This window comes from Bradyrhizobium sp. HKCCYLRH3073 (assembly GCF_051167995.1).
Lineage (GTDB): Bacteria > Pseudomonadota > Alphaproteobacteria > Rhizobiales > Xanthobacteraceae > Bradyrhizobium.
This window is the reverse complement of record NZ_JBNPUD010000012.1, coordinates 109,833-126,662: the sequence shown is the minus strand read 5'-3', so window position 1 is coordinate 126,662 and position 16,830 is coordinate 109,833. Positions and strand designations below refer to the sequence as shown.

Sequence of the window (16,830 nt, the reverse complement as noted above, 5' to 3'; positions counted from 1 at the left end):
AATGTGGCAACACCTTCAGATAGGGGACGACACTTGACCGCGGAAAGTTCGACCAGCTTAGACGACTCCACATCGCTGCTGAACACGTTGGTTCCTACGATCGTAGGCTTGGTATTATTCGTCGTAAACTTCGATATCACAGCAATTGTTATGGTGATGCCCCTCGTAAAACAGGATCTGGCACTCGATGTCGGCGGATTCGCCTGGCTCATGGATTCTTACAGCATTGCGCTGACGGCCTTCTTGTTGTCCGCCGGAATTCTCGCCGACCGCTTCGGCAGGCGCATGATGTTGCTTGGTGGCGATGCCATCTTCCTTCTCGCGTCCCTCCAATGTGCCTTTGCTGGAGCTCAGACTTCTCTGATCATTGGCCGCGTAGGCCAGGGTATCGGCGCGGCCTTTATGATGTCCTCTGGGCTCGCAATAATTGGTAATCGCTACACTAATACAGCAAGTCGCGCTCGGGCGTTCGCCTGGACCGGAACGATGGCAGGAGTCGCAACAGCCCTCGGCCCGGCCGGGGGCGGCCTGATCGCGGACCTATTGGGGTGGCATTGGGTGTTCTTAATCAACATCCCCATATGCTTATTTATCGCAATTGCAGCGATCATAGTAGTCGACGAATCTCGCGATCCAGCTAAGCGGAAAATTGATCTCCGCGGCATCGCAACGTTGAGTGCACTGCTTCTTTCGGTCGTCTGGCTCCTGCTTCATGGTGCACGCATCTCGACCTTCGAAATTCCCAGTTGGCTTGCAATTCTATGGGTACTGGCCCTCTTTATTGCCTTCTGGTCAACTCAACGCTTTGGTACTCAACCACTTATAGAACTCGATATGTTTTCCAGCCGAACATTCGTGGGATTCTGTCTCGTGCCAGTTGCTCTGTCGGTCGCTTACTGGGCCGTGCTAATTTATCTACCCCTCTTCCTGCAAGAACGGTTGGGCCGCTCTTTTAGTGACGCTTGGGTCTTGATGCTGGCTGCAACCATGCCTATGGTTGCATTGCCCATGTTCTCCGCTCGCATTGCACTGGCAATGGAAGCGAGAGTCTTCTTTGGCGCCGGGCTTCTGATCGTCTCGATCGGCGCTTTTGTGATGGCCGCGGCCGCACAGATGCAGCATCTCGTCATGGGCCTTATTGGCATGGCCATCGCGGGGTGCGCAAACGGTGCACTCAATCCGCAACTAACGGCGAGGATTGTCGGATCTGTACGTCGCGAGCAGGCGGGAGCAGCTTCTGCGATAAGCGTAATCCTCCGTCAGGGTGGATTCGCTATCGGGATTGCGATGTTCGGTGCCGTGATGAGAACATCGTTGGAACAGCCCAGTTTAATTTTGACCGGAATCAACGTATTTGCCACGATCTTTGCAATTGCCGCGATCGCTGCCGTGGTCGGCTCGGCGGCGGTTTTTACTCTGATTGGGTTGCATTCTTCGGATCGAGAGTTGCCATCTCCAGCCGCAGTCAGCATCATGGATGACGATAGCGAGCGTAAGGCCAGGTCGGAATAAGAATGAAAGAGAGCGTGTAACTGCGCCACGAGTGCCAGAATGGCGGCAGCCCACGACTAGCAAAGTGCGGATGGCCATAGATGGTGAGCGCGACCTCCCGTATAAGCGGTATCGCGTTCAACATCGAGCATTCCAACAGTCTTATCGTTGTCAGCATCACACGAGGAACGTCACTCGGCGTAGACCCCGAATACTCGAGGAGCCTCAGTATTCCCGCCGACTTCCAATCTTCTCAGTAATTTTCTGACTCGAACGCGATGTCGGCGTACAACACACAATCATTTTTCCGACTATTGGACGCTCAAAGACCCCTATACGAAGGCCGGACACCTCGGACCGTCAGCACCTCTCAATCGCGTCAGCTTCTAGCCAGAGATTCTGGGAAAGAGTGTGGATCGCCATCGTCCCAGGATCCGGCGAACTCCCTAGCGCGCTTGGCGTTTTGGCAGTACCTCCTCAGTGATCGGATCAGCGCTCAAAAGCGCGATGGTTTCCAGCGTCATGTCACGGGCGCGCTGGACCGCCCCCTCGTTCTGCTCGAGCAGGATCGCGCCGACGAGACGAACTGGCGTCCCCGTTTGGGACGATGCCGACTACCTCGGCGCGCCGCTTGGTCTCGCCATTGACCTCTTGATTGGATTGGTCGAGTGCATCTTGGCGCAGTGCCGAGCCGGAACGCTCATATAGGCGAGCACATCAGGCTCGGCCTCATCCATGATGGCGGCGAGCTTGGACACCTTTTATTCCGCCGACCATTCTTGCTTCGCGAACAAGGCACTCATTCGTCATCCTCTATCTTGCGAGCCTTCCAGTAATGAGACCTTTGGGAGAAGTCCCATGCGATTGCAATCAGTCGGACCAAACGCGCTTTGCAGCGCTCCTTAAGGAACGCGCTGTGAGGACCAATTGGCCAATAGACGACTTGTACGCGATGGATTCCCAAAGGACTCTGGACGCACCCTCGGATTGAACCATTCGAACACCGCCGGTATAGGACGCCTATTTCGCAGGGACGAGCAAAGGTGGATGTGTGGCCGCCTTCAGCGTTGGTGTAGGCAACAAGCCGCATTCGGCGAGACGCCCGTACATTCTCGCAAAGTAGCTGCGGTCGAGTACTGGATATGGCTGTCCGAGTCGTTCGCGGAAGCGTCTGGAATTGTCTACGCCGAACCGCGGCCAATCGCGATTATCGACCTTCAGTTTGTCAATCATATCTGTCAGAGGTAGGAGGACATTGTCGCTCCCCGATTCGCGCTTTCGAACGAAGGCCGCGTACCACACGTCCCACGAAACGAGCGGCGCTTCATACCCGAACTCATCAAAATGGCCGAACATATCTTCCCATTCTAGCACTTCGGGATGGACAAGATGAAATGTACGGCCAATCGCATCTTCTTGCAGCGAGAACATCACCAGCATCCGAGCCACATCGTCTACGGTGCCGACCGGATAAGCTGCGCGCCGGCGCGGGGCTAAGCCGAGATCGATGCACCCCTGGGCAAACTTGGTGAAGAAGTCCTCCGGATTGCAAATCCCGGTATGCTGATGGCAGAGAACGTTGCCTGGCCGATAGACCACGACGGGTACGCCCCGTTCAGCGGCGAGACGACAGAGGCCTTCGGCGACCCATTTGCTCTCTGTGTAGGACGATGAATGTCCGACCGGAGGTGGAAGCGGATCTTCTTCGCCAACGAACGTTGCGCCGGTTGCAAAGGCTCCCACGTTGACGAACAGCGTCGAAACGTAGTGTACGGTCTTGAGACGATGACGAGTCGCCAAGCGCAGAACCTCTTCGGTTCCGAGGACGTTTGCGGTCTTCAAGACCGAATAGGGCCGAACGAAATTTACGCGTGCTCCGCAGTGATATATCGCATCGACACGACCAGCCAGAACCTCGTAGTCGGCGGCCGGCACGCCTAGCCTGGGCTTCTCAAGGTCACCTGGAACGACAACGAGCCGACCAGGCTTCGGAGCTGGCAAACCGTTATTGCTTAATGTCTCCAGCAATCGGTGCTCCCCTTCCACCGGATCGACAGCCCTGACCAAGCAATAGACGGTCGCTTCCGTCTGCTGGAGAAGTTCCGACAACAGGAACGCACCGAGAAATCCAGTGGCACCGGTAAGTAGTACTGCTGATGCTTCTCCCGGCCGGGCCGCGGGAAGGCCGGATGCTCGAATTGTCGGATCCAGAACCACTTCGGCGGAAAGATCGACGGCGGATCGACTCCCTGCTGCGCCAATCAGTGCAGCCAGTTTGCGGATGGTTGGCGAACCGAAGAAATCCGTTATCTTGATGGGCGCGTCGCTTAGTGCGCGAAGATGTGGCAGCATTTGTGCCGCAAGAAGCGAATGGCCGCCGACTGACTCGAAATGATCATCAAGACCGATCTTGTTGCAGCCTAAATGGCTCCGCCAAATCCCCGCGACGGCTCGCTCTCGTTCGGACATCTCCACGTCCGCGATATTGTCCGCCACATCGATCGGATCGACTTCCGGAGAGAATGATCCTTCTGCGGCATAACCTGACTCTTCGCCACTCGATCCGGGGCCGATAGCTTTGCCACGGTTGATCCAATAGCGCTTGCGCTGGAAGGGATAGGTCGGCAGCGATTCGCGCTGTGGCGCGTCAGCCCGGGTCAGGGATTTCAAGTCGATGGTTGCGCCAGACTGCCACAATCGGCCGGCTGCCCCCAGCAAGCTTTCGAAGTCGGTACGCGGATCATTAGGGTGCCGCAACGATGGTATGGCATTCGGGCGTGATTCCGCATGCTGTGCCCCGGCAAGTGTGCAGAGCGTATTGCCTGGTCCAACCTCGAGCAAAACCGTACCCAGCTGAGAAAGGGCTGTGCGAACCATGGATTCGAATTGAACGGGTGATCGAAGTTGTCGGGCCCAATAGCCGGGATCTGTTGCTTCTTCGGGTCTGATCCAATTGCCGGTGAGGCACGAGAGATAGGGAATTGTCGGAGGTGAAAGGTGGTATTCAGCCACGGTCCTTGTGAAACCGTCGAGATAGGGATCAACCAAATAGGAGTGGCTTGCCATTCGCACGGGCAAGACGCGGCACGTGACGCCGCGCTGCGCCAACTTCTCGCTGAGCGCTTCGAGATCGCCGTTGAGTCCAGAGACCAGGCACAATTCAGGGGCGTTTACCGCTCCTAAGGATAGCTTATCGCCAAGGAACGGCTTGATCTCAGATGCGGAAAGAGGAACGCCCATCATACGGCCTTCCGGAATGAGATCGAAAAGGCGCCCCCTCCTCACGCTCAGGCCTAACGCATCGGGTAGCGACAAAACCCCGGCCAAGCATGCGGCAACATACTCGCCGAGGCTATGACCGAGCATGGCGTCGGGCTTGACGCCCCAAGACTGCCAAAGCATGGCAAGGGCGTACTCGACGGTGAAGATAGCCGACAGCACGTGCGGCACTGATTCCCGATCCACCTCGACGCCCGGATAACGAGATGGAAACAGGTAGTGTCGAACGTCCATACCAAGACCCTGCAACACAATGGAGGCGCATAGATCAACCTGCTTCCGAAATTCCGGTTCACTCTCATAAATGTCGAGTGTCATGTCCGGATACTGGGTGCCGACCCCAGGAAACATGAATACGATCCGGGGCTTCGACCCATCGGAAGTGACCGCCTGTGCTGGCTCACGCAAGGCTCGCGCTGCGCTGGCGGCGTCTGCGGCCACGACGAAGCGTCGCGATTGCAGTCTCGACCTCCCCTCTGAGAGGGTGAAGGCCACGCTTGCAAGGTTCTGATCGAGATGCTCATCGATGTGGTTGGCGAGACGCCCCGCCACCACATCGATCGCCTTTTTATTGTGCCCGGATAATACGAGCAATTCGTGCGTTCGGTGCCGCGGGCTAACAACGGCTCTTGGCGGTGCTTCTTCGAGAATAACATGGGCATTCGTGCCGCCCACCGCAAACGCACTGACGGCGGCTCGACGCGGCCCGTCGACAGATTTCCATTCCCGTGGCTCCGTCGGCACATAGAAGGGAGATGTATCGAGCTTGAGTTCGCGGTTCGGCTCTACAAAATTCGCCTGTGGCGGGATACATTTTCGTTCGAGCGCCAACACCGCCCGGATTAGTCCAGCCACCCCGGCCGCGGCATCGAGGTGCCCGATATTGGCCTTTAACGAACCGAGAGCGCAGAAATTCCGGCGTTTCGTACGGAGCCGAAAGGCATCCGTCAATGCCGACACCTCGATGGGATCTCCAAGACGCGTACCGGTTCCGTGCGCCTCCACGTATCCGATTGTGTCTGGATTTACCGCGGCCATGGTGTGTGCCGCGATGATAGCCCGCATCTGCCCTTCTGGGTTAGGTGCTGCGAAGCTGACCTTATTACGTCCGTCATTGTTGATTGCCGCAGCTCGGATTACCGCTCGGATGTTGTCGCCATCAGCGATCGCGTCGCTCAGCCGTTTTAATGCGACAATTGCGCACCCCTCACCCGGAACCGCTCCGTTGGCAGCGGCATCAAATGGCCGGCAACGGCCATCAGGCGAGAACATCGCTCCTTCCGGCGCCAAGTAACCGGCGCTTAACGGCACTCTTATCGTAACGCCCCCTGCCAGCGCGATATCACAATCGTGCGAAAGCAGCGCCTGACATGCCAAATGCGTCGCGACCAGCGATGTCGAGCAAGCCGTCTGGACCGTGATGGCCGGACCTCGAAGATTGAGTTGATAGGCCACCTGTCCCGTGATGAAGTCCTTGTCATTGTAACGCCACGCGTAGTGAACCAGGGGTGACCGTGCGAATTCCTCGTTAGTATAAAGGTTAAAGATATAGCGGTTCATATAGCAGCCGCCATAGACTCCGATCATTCCTTCGAATCGGTGAGGGTCATAACCAGAGTCCTCGAGTGCCTCCCAAGCGCATTCCAGGAAGATCCGATGTTGCGGATCAAGCATCGTTGCCTCGCTCCGGCTGATGCCAAAGAATTCCGCGTCGAATTGATCGGCGTCGGTGAGCACCGCCGCGGCTGGAACATAGGCCGGGTCACCATAAAGCTGGCGTGGCACTCCGGCACCATCCAATTGAGCCGGATTGAACCATGTTACCGATTCAATCTTCCGGACAATATTGTGCCAGATCTCGTCGGTCGTCCGTGCTCCGGGGACACGCACTGTCATGCCGACGATTGCAATCGCCTCTATATCCTCGTAGCTCATGCTGACGCTCCTGTTGTACTGATCCGCTTTCGCCGGCTGCGTGAGGCAGCGAGGCGGCGCTCCGCCGCCTCCGCAGCGCGAGACGCGGAACTGTTGTTGTCCTCTTGTGGTTGCGCACGCGCCGCGAATGCGGTGGCGAGTGTGGCGACCGTCGGATGGCGGAATAGATCCACGAGAGAGACATCTCCAACGCGGTCGATTAGAAGACTCCGGGCCCCAACAATCAGTACGGAATTTCCACCAAGGCTAAAGAAATTGTCGTTCCGGCCGACCCTATCGATCTCCAGAACCTCTCGCCAAATCGCTGCGATCCTCTCTTCGAGATCGCTGAGCGGCCCCATATCGCCCTCGTTAGTATTGTGATTCACGACTGGATCTGGGAGCGCCTGCCGATTAATCTTTCCGTTAGGCGTCTGCGGCAGGGCGTCAATCCAGACGAAGTCGGAGGGGACCATGTACTCCGGTAAGGTGCGTGAACAGAAGGTGCGCAATTCAGCAACAGTGGGTGACGCATGCCCGGCAGCAATCTCGCCGTAGGCAACAAGTCGCCGTCCATCGCCGTCTCCACGTACATCACAAACGACACGTTTGACGGCCTCGTGCGCACCGATCGCAGCTTCGATTTCGCCCAGCTCGATGCGTCGGCCTCGCAGCTTGACTTGGTGGTCAACTCTTCCGAGGAACTCCAGGTCCCCGGATGGACGCCATCGGACCAAGTCCCCGGTGTGATAAAGTCGCCCATGACCGTCGACTGAGAAATGGTCTGCCGTGAACCGTTCGCTGGTTAGTTCAGGCCGATCATGGTAACCGTCGGCGACGGCTTCGCCCGCGATCATCAATTGACCCGCCACGCCGATAGGCACTGGCTGCATCGCAGCATCGACGACATAGGTACGATAGCCCGGCAGCGGTCGTCCGATCATTGGCGCCTGATCGGGCGACACAGTGTAAGAAGTTGCCCACACGGTAGCCTCAGTCGGCCCATACATGTTGTGGACTGTGCCACCAACGGCTTTGGCAAGGGCAGAAGCCAAATCCGGCGGCAGTGCTTCGCCGCCGACCAGGAGTCGTTGCAGACGCCGCATCTGATCGCCCGATCCACGCTCCGCTAAGAGCATGCTGGCGAGGGTTGGCGTGCACTGGAGATGGCTGACATCATGACGTCGCATGTCGTCGATGATGCTGCTGCCACCTTGGTACGTCGTCTCGTCTGCCCCCCGCTTGTTCAGATACAATTCTCGAGCTGAGACCAAGTGTGGCAAGGCCTCTAGGACGAGACTGTCGTCGATGCCGAAATCAATCAGGCACCCAACTTCGTCGACACCGATCTCAGACAGCTTTGCCACGGTCGTCGCGACGTCGCCGATCGAGCCGAGGAGTCCGTATTCTGCGAAGAATCGCTCGAACCCAAGGTCGAGCAAGCCTTCCAGTTCTTGTTCTGGGAGATCTCGTATATTGACCCCATGGGCGACGCCTAAACCCGCCATAAGATCATATGAAGAGCGGATGTAATCTTTGAGGGGTTGGCGAACCAAGTTCTTCACTAGGTGCACGTTATTGCCCACGAAGGTGTGCACCATCAGAGTGACATGTCCCCGCCCCGGCCGTCCGCTCCGGTTCCATGCATCTCGATAGATTGCAATTTTATCGGCAAGTTCGCTGAGACTCTGACCGATTAAGTGGGTGAGAACTCCAGCGCCGGCTTCACCTGCCGCGACAAACGTTTCTGGATGACGCGAGCTCGTCAACCAGATTGGCAATTCCCCCTGGACCGGTCGCGGATAGACAGAGACGTCGATCTCCTTCCCAACACCGTTCCGCCGACGTACCGTGTCGCCGTTCCATAGCTTTCGAACCTCTTCAATCCCCCGAAGCATCTCCTGCTTTCGGCCTTCGTACCGATCGCTAGCGAGTACGAAATCATCGGGCTGCCAGCCCGACGCAAACGCTATTCCAATGCGGCCGCCGGATAGATTATCCACGAGCGCCCATTCTTCGGCGACCCGTAATGGATCGTGGAGAGGTAGCACGACACTTCCCGCACGAATGCTGATCCGTTGAGTTGTGGCTGCCAGCGCCGCCGAAAGGACGGACGGATTCGGATAAAGTCCACCGAAGGCGTGGAAATGTCGTTCTGGAGTCCATATGGCGGTGAAGCCATTTTGGTCGGCGAATTTGGCGGCGTCGAACAACAGCTGATACCGCTCGGCTTTCCTATCACTGTCGGACGCGGCGTTGCCGAAGAAGAAAAGACTGAACTCCATCGGTCGCTCCGACGCGAAAGCCGGACGTGCAGGCAACGGTGTCGAGGGGGTCGTTTCTTGGAGCTTCTGATCGGCTCTGATCACCACTCGAAAGCCCTTCGTCAAGGTCCAAAATATCTCCAGCACTGATATGTCAAACGAGATACTTGTAACCGCGAGCCAGGTGCCTGGCGCGTCGGCGCCGAATTGGGCATCCATTGCGGTGAGGAATGTCGCGAGGTTTCCTTGTGTGACGCGAACGCCTTTTGGTCGCCCTGTCGAACCGGAGGTGTAGATCAGATAGGCGAGGCGTGCCGAATCCGCCTTGACAGGCGTTAGCTGGGCGCCTGAGTTCATGACCGTATCGACCGGAACAACGTGGGCTCCTAAGGAACGAGCCGCAGACAGCATTGATATTGTCGAAACGATGATCGCGGCTCCTGAATCCGAAACCATAAAAGACAAGCGGTCGATCGGATATTCAGGATCGAGGGGTAGGTACGCCGCGCCAGCCTTTAGAATTCCGAGCAACGCTACGACTGTCTGAACGGAACGTCCCATGTAAACGCCAACCACGGAGTCCGGACCAACACCGAGAGATTGCAGGTGTACTGCCAAGGCGTTCGCGGCCTCATCGAGGTCTCGATATGACATCGTACGCACGGCATCAACAACGGCCGAGGCACTTGGACTGCGCTTGGCTTGGGCTGAAATGCGTTCGTGAACGAGGTGGCGATTCTCCACCTCAACTGTTCCGCAAGCCCATTCTCTGAGGAGAAGGTCACGCTCGGGCGTGGGTAGAATCTCCAGAAGTGCAAGATCAGCTCCTGGGCGATTAACGCCTTCGGTGATCATGGTTACGAAGTGCCCGACGATACGGCTTGCCGTCGCCTCGTCGAATAGAGCCGTCGAATAGGCCAATCGCACAATGAGGGACGAGCCATTATGGATGACGTTCAGTGAGAGATCCCCATGGGCTGCACCGCTGAGGCCCATGGGTCGAAGTCCGCCGCTCGTCGCTTCGTCCTCTGTTAGATCCGTCTGGCCCTGCAAAAATGCGAAGAACACTTGGCAAACTGCACCGTGCGCGGCGTCGGGTTCTGGCCGCAACACCTCGACTAGCGCCGCGAACGGCATTCGGTATTCTGCATCACGGGTTAAATCTGTCGTCAATCGATCGACCAACTCGGAAAAGCAACGCGATGTGGAGACGACAGGCCGCACCACGACGACATCCGTGAAGACGCCACCGTTCGATTGAATCAAAGCGCCCGTCTTCCGCGGGAATGACGTGCCAATGGCGATGTCCGCATCGCGATTATATCGCTGTAGAACTAAGGCGAAAGCCGCCAGGCAAATCGCCTGCACGGACGCGTTCTGCTTCCTGCCAAGCGCGGCAACGCTAGCCTCCAATTCAGGAGGAAGGCTGCTTGTGATGCTCGCGTATCCGGTTTTCATTTCTGGCGCGCGATGCCGGTCTTCCGGCAGGTTGACGCACGGGGCCAGATCTGCAAGGCGTTCACGCCAGTAGGTAATCAGTCGGCTCCGTTCTGGTTCAAATACGTGCGGAATATTCCACTCCGCAGAAACGAAAATCTCGTGCCTACCGGCTGGCGTTTTCCAGCCTTGCATTCCGGTCTGCACGAGGGCACTGGATGGTGAGCGCAGCCAAATATGGCCAATCACTCCAGGCTCGACTGGATTGGCGGATTTGTCAGCAACAACTAACAATGAATCGTCTTCAGCCTCGTGAATCGCGACCAACGGGTCGCTGTCCGCCGGGCTGATCGGCAGAAATAGATCCGGTGACTCTCCGAATCCCGTGAGCGCCACAAGCGTGCTGTGGCTTGCCGCGTGAGCAGCCATTGCGGCAGAATGCGCAGGGTTCAGCCCTGTTCCATGGATTATTAGCCCGTCGATGGCTCTCAGTAGATTTGGTATTGCGGCCAACAGGGCATCCGCCGTAGCCGGTGTCAGAAAGATGGACATGCTCCCATGCTCATCCGCCTCGGAAGACAGCGTCTTGACGAGTGCCGCTAAAGACTCGCTCGCGGAAGGCATTAAATGGATGACAGAGCTCAAAAGTAATCCGGCCCAGAGCTCCGGCAGGAACTCCTTTGAGTGAGTATCCGAGAACAGCGCAATTCGCGTCGGATGGAAGCGACGTTGCTTCAAACCGTCCACAAAGGTCACAATTGGATGCTGGGGAACCATCGCCTTGTTCGACCCAACCGCCTGAGGCTTGTCGGACTTTGGTGGCGCGGGTTCAATGTGATGGGCACCATTCAATCGATCGATGACGTCCCAATCGTCTATGCAGATGGCCGGCGAAGATGGAAAACTCGCCAGTAGGGTACGTTCTGTAAGAACGATCTTACCGGATGTCGCCGCAACAAGGTCGAACCGCCACATCGACGGCGACAAAACTGAGCAGCTCCGCCCTGACAAGGCTGCGGCGATGATCGCAACCACGAGATGAGAGCCTCGACGAGCCACAATGGCAATTTCCTGTCCGTTCTGGGCAAGCGCCAAGACTCGATCAGCAATTGCGCTGGCTCGCTCGTTAAGCTCGCGGTTCGTAAGGGCGATGTCTCCGCATCTGAGTGCGATCGCTTCAGGGCGCTCCGCGATGCGCCTCAACCATAAGGATGCCAATGTCGGCCCGGGCGACCCATCCCACGAAGCCGAAAACGGCTTCGGCAACTCTGATCTCCCATCATGCGGGCGCGCTGGTCCGGCAATAGCGCAATCAACTCCGGCCGGTTGCGAGTGGTCTGTCATGTCAGCCTCACAACGCCTTGCGGTGAGGAAGAAACGTCCACGAGGCCGAGCAATCGTCGGGGCCTGCAGGCGACAGTACGAGGGACGACTCGGAGCCGAAGTCAAAGCGGCGGCCAGGGACGGGTCTGGCCATCTTTATCTTCAGCTCCACGGTCCCTTCTCGTGGAGATTCATCCGCGAGAAAGATAAATTCGGCATCTGTTCCACGCACTCGGATGCCGGAATCCATGGCTGACACGTCATATCCCAAGGTCGAGAGGACTGCTGACGCCCGTTCAATTCGACCGGGACGCAGTCGGACGGTCACCAGTGAAATGTCTTCCATAAGGTGGTCAGCCGTATGCAACCGTCCAAGGGCCGCGTTGAAACGTTCCGATCGATCCTGCCGGCCACCGGGACCGACCTTCGCACCGATTTCTGCCAAGAAGCCGGGTTGCATTTCATGCAGGAACAATGCGATCGGGCTGATCCCGCCCAATTCAGGTCTGGTGAATTCATACCAAGGGCTTCGGTCACGACCACCATCAGCCCGTGGCGTAACCCGCTCCACAATTTCGCTGCTGAACGGAAGCCCGGCCGAATGAAGTGCTCGATGAGCCTCCTTCATTTCGCCGGGGTGGTCGAAGCTGAGTACAATGCCTGCACAATGCTCAATAAACGTATCGTTGCCGCCGAATCTGTCGTGGAATATCTCCACAACAGTGTTTTTGCCGTAGGCTCGCGTTGCGGTGTAAGACGATAGCAGTGAGCTCTCCGAAGAGCGTGTTGCAAATCGACTAAACTGTTCACCGCGAAGGAACTCGCATTCGTTGATGAGTTTCAACGCTTCGGCGCCGACCGTCAGAAAGACGTGGTCCAAATGCGGAGGGGTTGCAAATGCCACGTCACGGCCGTCGATCTCATTGTTGCTATATTGAGTCATTGCGTGGTTACCATTCCCTTCAGGAGGCCGTTGCTTCGCGTCGGATTTATTACCTATCTCTGTCGACCGGAACGCGCGTGACGTCGTCACGCGAGGTGACACATGTGCGCCTCAAGTCCATCAAATGTTGGCACAATGACAAAGCCAGTTGGCGCCGTTAGTGCGCAAAAGATGCGAACCGGCGGTCCGTTCCCAAGGTCAATTGTGTGAACTGGCATTCGTGCATAGTTTGTTGAGACAACGTCAGTTTGATTATTGAAAATATAGGAATCCGGAGCGCTCAACTCGATCCGGTCGCTCCGGATGTGAAGAGTCGAAGATAAGTAGTCTGGATTTCGCACGCTGTTCACAGCCTCATGTATTCTTCTCGCCGTGTCACGCGCCGCTGATGGCGAGTCGATCACGTCTGCAACGGGAACGATTGACTCCAGAAACGCATTACCAATGAACGTGCGAGGAATATTTGGATGTACATTCCGCACATTCACCGGCACGCGAAGGCGGAGCGCCGTAGCGCCGCCCAGAAGTTTCGGGCCGTAACGATGAAACAGAAATGCCGTCAGCGCTTCGTTGAGAGTTGGCACGAACTGACCTGTCGCAAGCTCGCCGCGCAGCGAATCCAGAAACTCCCGACCAAAAGCGATTACGCTGAACGCGCGCCTGACGCGGAAGTCTTGTTGTCCATATGCGGCCTGCGACTCCGATGCATTAGAATGGACTATTTTGTTTAGCTGCTCCTCTGGGGATAGACGAGACGGAGGTGCGGCTGCCAATTGTTCAAGCAAATACGACATAAATAGATAGAACGAATAGCCATCGCCGACCGCGTGCGACATGCTCAATCCAATCACAGATCCGCCGTTCACGGGGGTCAGAGTAGCGGTGAAGACCGGATCTCCTGGCGCTAGATCTAAGCCAGTGACGAAGAGCGAAAGGTGATTCGCAGCATCTGAATCGGGATTCCAGGTCACCGGCGATCGTACGATCAGACGTTGCGGACTCTGTAGCGGTAGCAACTCGGACGATCCGCGCTGCGATCGAGCGAGTGCGGTCGCAAACTGCGGAAATCGTTCGAACGCCCGACTGAGTGCGAAGTTGAACCGCTCGATGTCGGGAACGTATCTGTAGCTGAGCACACGAATGACCGACGGCGCCAGGCCGAACGACTGGTCATAGGCAGAGAGCGGGATCGGAGCCGATTGTCTGATCATCGCTGCTTTCCTCAATATGCAGTCGCTTCGATTGCGCGCCGACGTCGTGCCGAGTGAGCACCCGTTTGCCCGCGGGAAGCGTTCCCCCGATTTGACGACAAGCAGCACTGCTCCATGAATTCATTTCGATCACAGGATGATTTGCGCATGCAACTATCAACCTAGGTAGGTGCGGCGAAGATCATTCGAATGGACCTGCACCTTACGAGATTGGTAGACTAGCGGCTGAGCAGTTGCTCAGATTCGAGGCTTGACTGGTTCGATCAGACGGGTCGGGAGGGAGGCCGGTGTTTGGCCCAACAGCGCACAGCTCGCGTTCGGCAGCATTGCTGCTCATGCTCCGCCGAGGGGCAATGCTCGAAGCATTTGAACACCTCACAGCGCTTGAGGCTTTAGTCGATTGCCTCGGCGATCTAGGTCTTGCCGGACGTCTCGGCGCGGCGTTCGTGGAGGGAAGCTTCAAGCTCTTCGACCAGCGAGCAGCTGCGCTCGTTGCGCAAGCCCTGCGCTGGTGGGCCGGCAGGGTGTTGATCTCGCGCTCGACCGCGTACAACGCATCGATCTTCGCGATCACTTCGGTTGTGATCGGCGCGTGCTTTCAGCTGCGCAATCTCGAAGAACTTGCGCCTTGCATGCGCCCAGCAGCCGACCTCGATGATCGAACCGGCTTGCGCGAGGCCTTGGAGAGGCGGCTAAAAGCCGGCATAGGCATCCGACCGCATTACCCGGCATACCCGGCACTATGCCGTCGGGACGTGCACCGGTGCGGTCGGGTGGGTAGACGAATGACACTACTGGCGGCGCATGCCCGACGAAGGGACGATCGTTGGAAACGTGGGTCCATACCCGACCGCTGCGCGTCTTGCTCGTGGCCAGAACCGGCACCGTGTCGTCGGCATGATGCGCACGCCCGTAAGCACCTCGATCGCCTCCACCACCGGCATCAATGTAGCAGCCGCCGCTCCGATCCAGTCAGCGAGCGTGGAGACGTCCAGCGCCACGCCGCCATTCCATCTCGCGTGGGCGCGCGGGACCGCGGCTGCTGGCGCTTGAGGTCATCGGCACGGAAATTGATGGGAGCCAAATCGAGTATATCGGCGAAGGCATCGGCACAATGGCGACGGGCGTGACTAGCGCCTTCTCCGTAGCAAGCGGATGCCTGACGGCATTCTGGATATGGACGCTGTTTCATATCGAGAAGAGGCGGCTCTGGCGAGTTGAGCTTCGCAGGTCCGTCGCCCCCCACCAGCGTCGCAGCACCAACCTGGGCAGCGTCTTCCTTCAGTGTTTCAGCCTGGCGAACCCACCTGACAGGGTTGCAAGGATGAATATCGGCGTCGTTCGCGTGACCGGCCATCCCGGATTGGATGGAAACATGCTTAGCCCCTTCGGGCAGCCGGACTGCCGTGGCGGATACACTATCGGTAACATCCCAGGCAGCTGACCGACGCCATAGCGCTGTTGAAGCAGGAATTTGGTCGGCTCGTTCAAAGCAGCAATATTCGAAACCTGCCGTCACACGCGGAAACATTGTGTTGCAGAGGCGCGCTGTTTTTGCGAAGTCTCGTTCATGAGCCCGAATTACGAGTTTGTGTTTCGACGAGCACTTTCGCTGTCTGGCGTTGAACGCCCCCGCGTCTTGGATTACGGCTGCGGGCGCGGCGAGGTGGTGGTCTATGGACGAAACGCAGGCTACGAGTTCTTCGGAGCGGACCTCGATGCCCCGGCATCGGAACGTCCTGAGCACTTCCGCGCGCTCCGCAATGGACGCCTCGATTTCGACGAAGGGTTCTTCGACGTTGTCATATCCAACCAGGTCTTCGAGCATGTGCGAGATCCGGAGCTTGCGGTCTCCGAGATCGCGCGCGTACTAAAGCCCGGAGGGGTATTCCTGGCCTTGTTTCCCGACCGCACGTCGTGGTTCGAGGGACACGTGGGACTCTACTTCGTGCACCACATGCCCGAGTTATTCGCCCATCTCTACATGCGAGCCGCGCATCGGCTTGGCTTCGGCTATTATCGGGAAGGCAAGAGCAGCAAAGAGTGGGCCGACTTCATGCTGTGGCAGCTCAAAACTGACGTTTTCTATTACTCGCCGGGTGAGTTGCGAAGATGGTGGCAATCGGCCTTTGGGTCTCCTCCGGTCCCCGCCGAGGCGGACTTCATGCGGTTCCGCATTCAGTCCGCAGGACGGCGCGGGCTGTCGTTGCTCGCTCGCCTGCCGGCGGCTGCGGAGGTCCTCTCGTTCGTCTGCCGCAAGCGCGCCGGTATTGTCTGGGTAACCCGCAAGACGGACGTCCCAGCCTGATGTCAATCGCCGACTGAACTCGATCATATCGGGCGAGCTTGACGTGCTCGCTACTTCCGGTCGAATGGCCTGACGAAGTCGGAATATGGTCACTTTGCTGAGCCGGCCGCTCGCCTCATGGCCGTTGGGCAGCGAACTGCGCCGGACAGCAACGGCTGTGCAGCTTCCGTGCCGGTGCAGCTAGCCGGAGGCGGCGCTCTCGGCCGAATTCCCCAAGGCCAGATTGCGAAGCCGGAGACTGATCGTAGCTGCACTCGTTGAGCGATTTGCATATCTGATGCGTGTGCTTCGCAGACCGCGAGCGTTGACGGCCTATCTTGAGCGCGCGGAGTAGTTCGGTCTCACCGCGAAGCCAATTTTGCCGGAGAAAACCGACGCCCTTCAATTGCTTTCGACAATTTTCGGTCGCAGTTTAGGATGACTATCGCCTCGCGCGCATCCGGATTGCGCAACCTCAGCGAGCTTTTACCTTGCTCGTGCGGATGATCGTTCGTATGATTCGAATGTGATCGGATCGTGAGAAAAGTTCACTGCCGGCACGAACTCCCTCCCAATGCTCGCGGGACCCGGCCAGTGTTACAGCGACGTAGTTTTCTCGGGCTTCCGTTATTGGCGTTGTGTGCCTCGGCGGACTTCGCCTCGGCGGGCAACTCTCTCGAG

The 16,830-nt window shown here is 57.7% G+C and carries 8 protein-coding genes and 1 pseudogene; 2 read left to right on the top strand and 7 right to left on the bottom strand.

Annotated features, from left to right (window positions below; genetic code table 11):
* The first annotated feature begins 108 nt into the window (after positions 1-108).
* Positions 109-1,512: an MFS transporter gene (locus ACQR1X_RS25335; RefSeq protein ID WP_434899831.1), complete on the top strand. Its 1,404-nt coding sequence runs from the start codon at positions 109-111 to the stop codon at positions 1,510-1,512.
* A gap of 425 nt (positions 1,513-1,937) precedes the next feature.
* On the opposite strand, the pseudogene ACQR1X_RS25330 reads toward ACQR1X_RS25335, so the two are convergent.
* From ACQR1X_RS25330 to ACQR1X_RS25300, 7 genes and pseudogenes are all read right to left on the bottom strand, one after another.
* Positions 1,938-2,252: pseudogene (locus ACQR1X_RS25330) on the bottom strand (transposase); the annotation flags it as partial.
* 259 nt (positions 2,253-2,511) lie between these two features.
* Entirely contained in the window at positions 2,512-6,705 is a 4,194-nt protein-coding gene (locus ACQR1X_RS25325; RefSeq protein WP_434899830.1) for a type I polyketide synthase, read from the bottom strand.
* The gene (locus tag ACQR1X_RS25320) at positions 6,702-11,651 is read right to left on the bottom strand and encodes a MupA/Atu3671 family FMN-dependent luciferase-like monooxygenase (RefSeq protein ID WP_434899829.1); all 4,950 of its coding nucleotides are present in this window, start codon (positions 11,649-11,651) and stop codon (positions 6,702-6,704) included. Before ACQR1X_RS25320 ends, ACQR1X_RS25325 begins: the two co-directional genes overlap by 4 nt.
* Positions 11,652-11,736: 85 nt before the next feature.
* Positions 11,737-12,651: a DUF5829 family protein gene (locus ACQR1X_RS25315; protein WP_434899828.1), complete on the bottom strand. Its 915-nt coding sequence runs from the start codon at positions 12,649-12,651 to the stop codon at positions 11,737-11,739.
* Between the two features lie 86 nt (positions 12,652-12,737).
* Positions 12,738-13,862 (bottom strand): acyltransferase, encoded by a 1,125-nt coding sequence (locus tag ACQR1X_RS25310; RefSeq protein WP_434899827.1) that lies wholly within the window; start codon positions 13,860-13,862, stop codon positions 12,738-12,740.
* A 413-nt stretch (positions 13,863-14,275) separates the two neighbouring features.
* Complete coding sequence (locus ACQR1X_RS25305) at positions 14,276-14,518, bottom strand: IS66 family transposase (protein WP_434899869.1); 243 nt, start codon at positions 14,516-14,518, stop codon at positions 14,276-14,278.
* Entirely contained in the window at positions 14,433-14,747 is a 315-nt protein-coding gene (locus tag ACQR1X_RS25300; protein ID WP_434899826.1) for a hypothetical protein, read from the bottom strand. The genes ACQR1X_RS25305 and ACQR1X_RS25300 overlap by 86 nt, the downstream gene beginning before the upstream one ends.
* Positions 14,748-15,432: 685 nt before the next feature.
* On the opposite strand from ACQR1X_RS25300, the gene ACQR1X_RS25295 reads away from it, so the two are divergent.
* Complete coding sequence (locus tag ACQR1X_RS25295; RefSeq protein ID WP_434899825.1) at positions 15,433-16,170, top strand: class I SAM-dependent methyltransferase; 738 nt, start codon at positions 15,433-15,435, stop codon at positions 16,168-16,170.
* Positions 16,171-16,830 lie beyond the last annotated feature (660 nt).

Coding starts and splice junctions, on each gene's coding strand:
- ACQR1X_RS25325 (WP_434899830.1), bottom strand. CDS start 6,705: ATGAGCTACGAGGATATAGAGGCGATTGCAATCGTCGGCATGACAGTG.
- ACQR1X_RS25295 (WP_434899825.1), top strand. CDS start 15,433: ATGAGCCCGAATTACGAGTTTGTGTTTCGACGAGCACTTTCGCTGTCT.
- ACQR1X_RS25315 (WP_434899828.1), bottom strand. CDS start 12,651: ATGACTCAATATAGCAACAATGAGATCGACGGCCGTGACGTGGCATTT.
- ACQR1X_RS25310 (WP_434899827.1), bottom strand. CDS start 13,862: ATGATCAGACAATCGGCTCCGATCCCGCTCTCTGCCTATGACCAGTCG.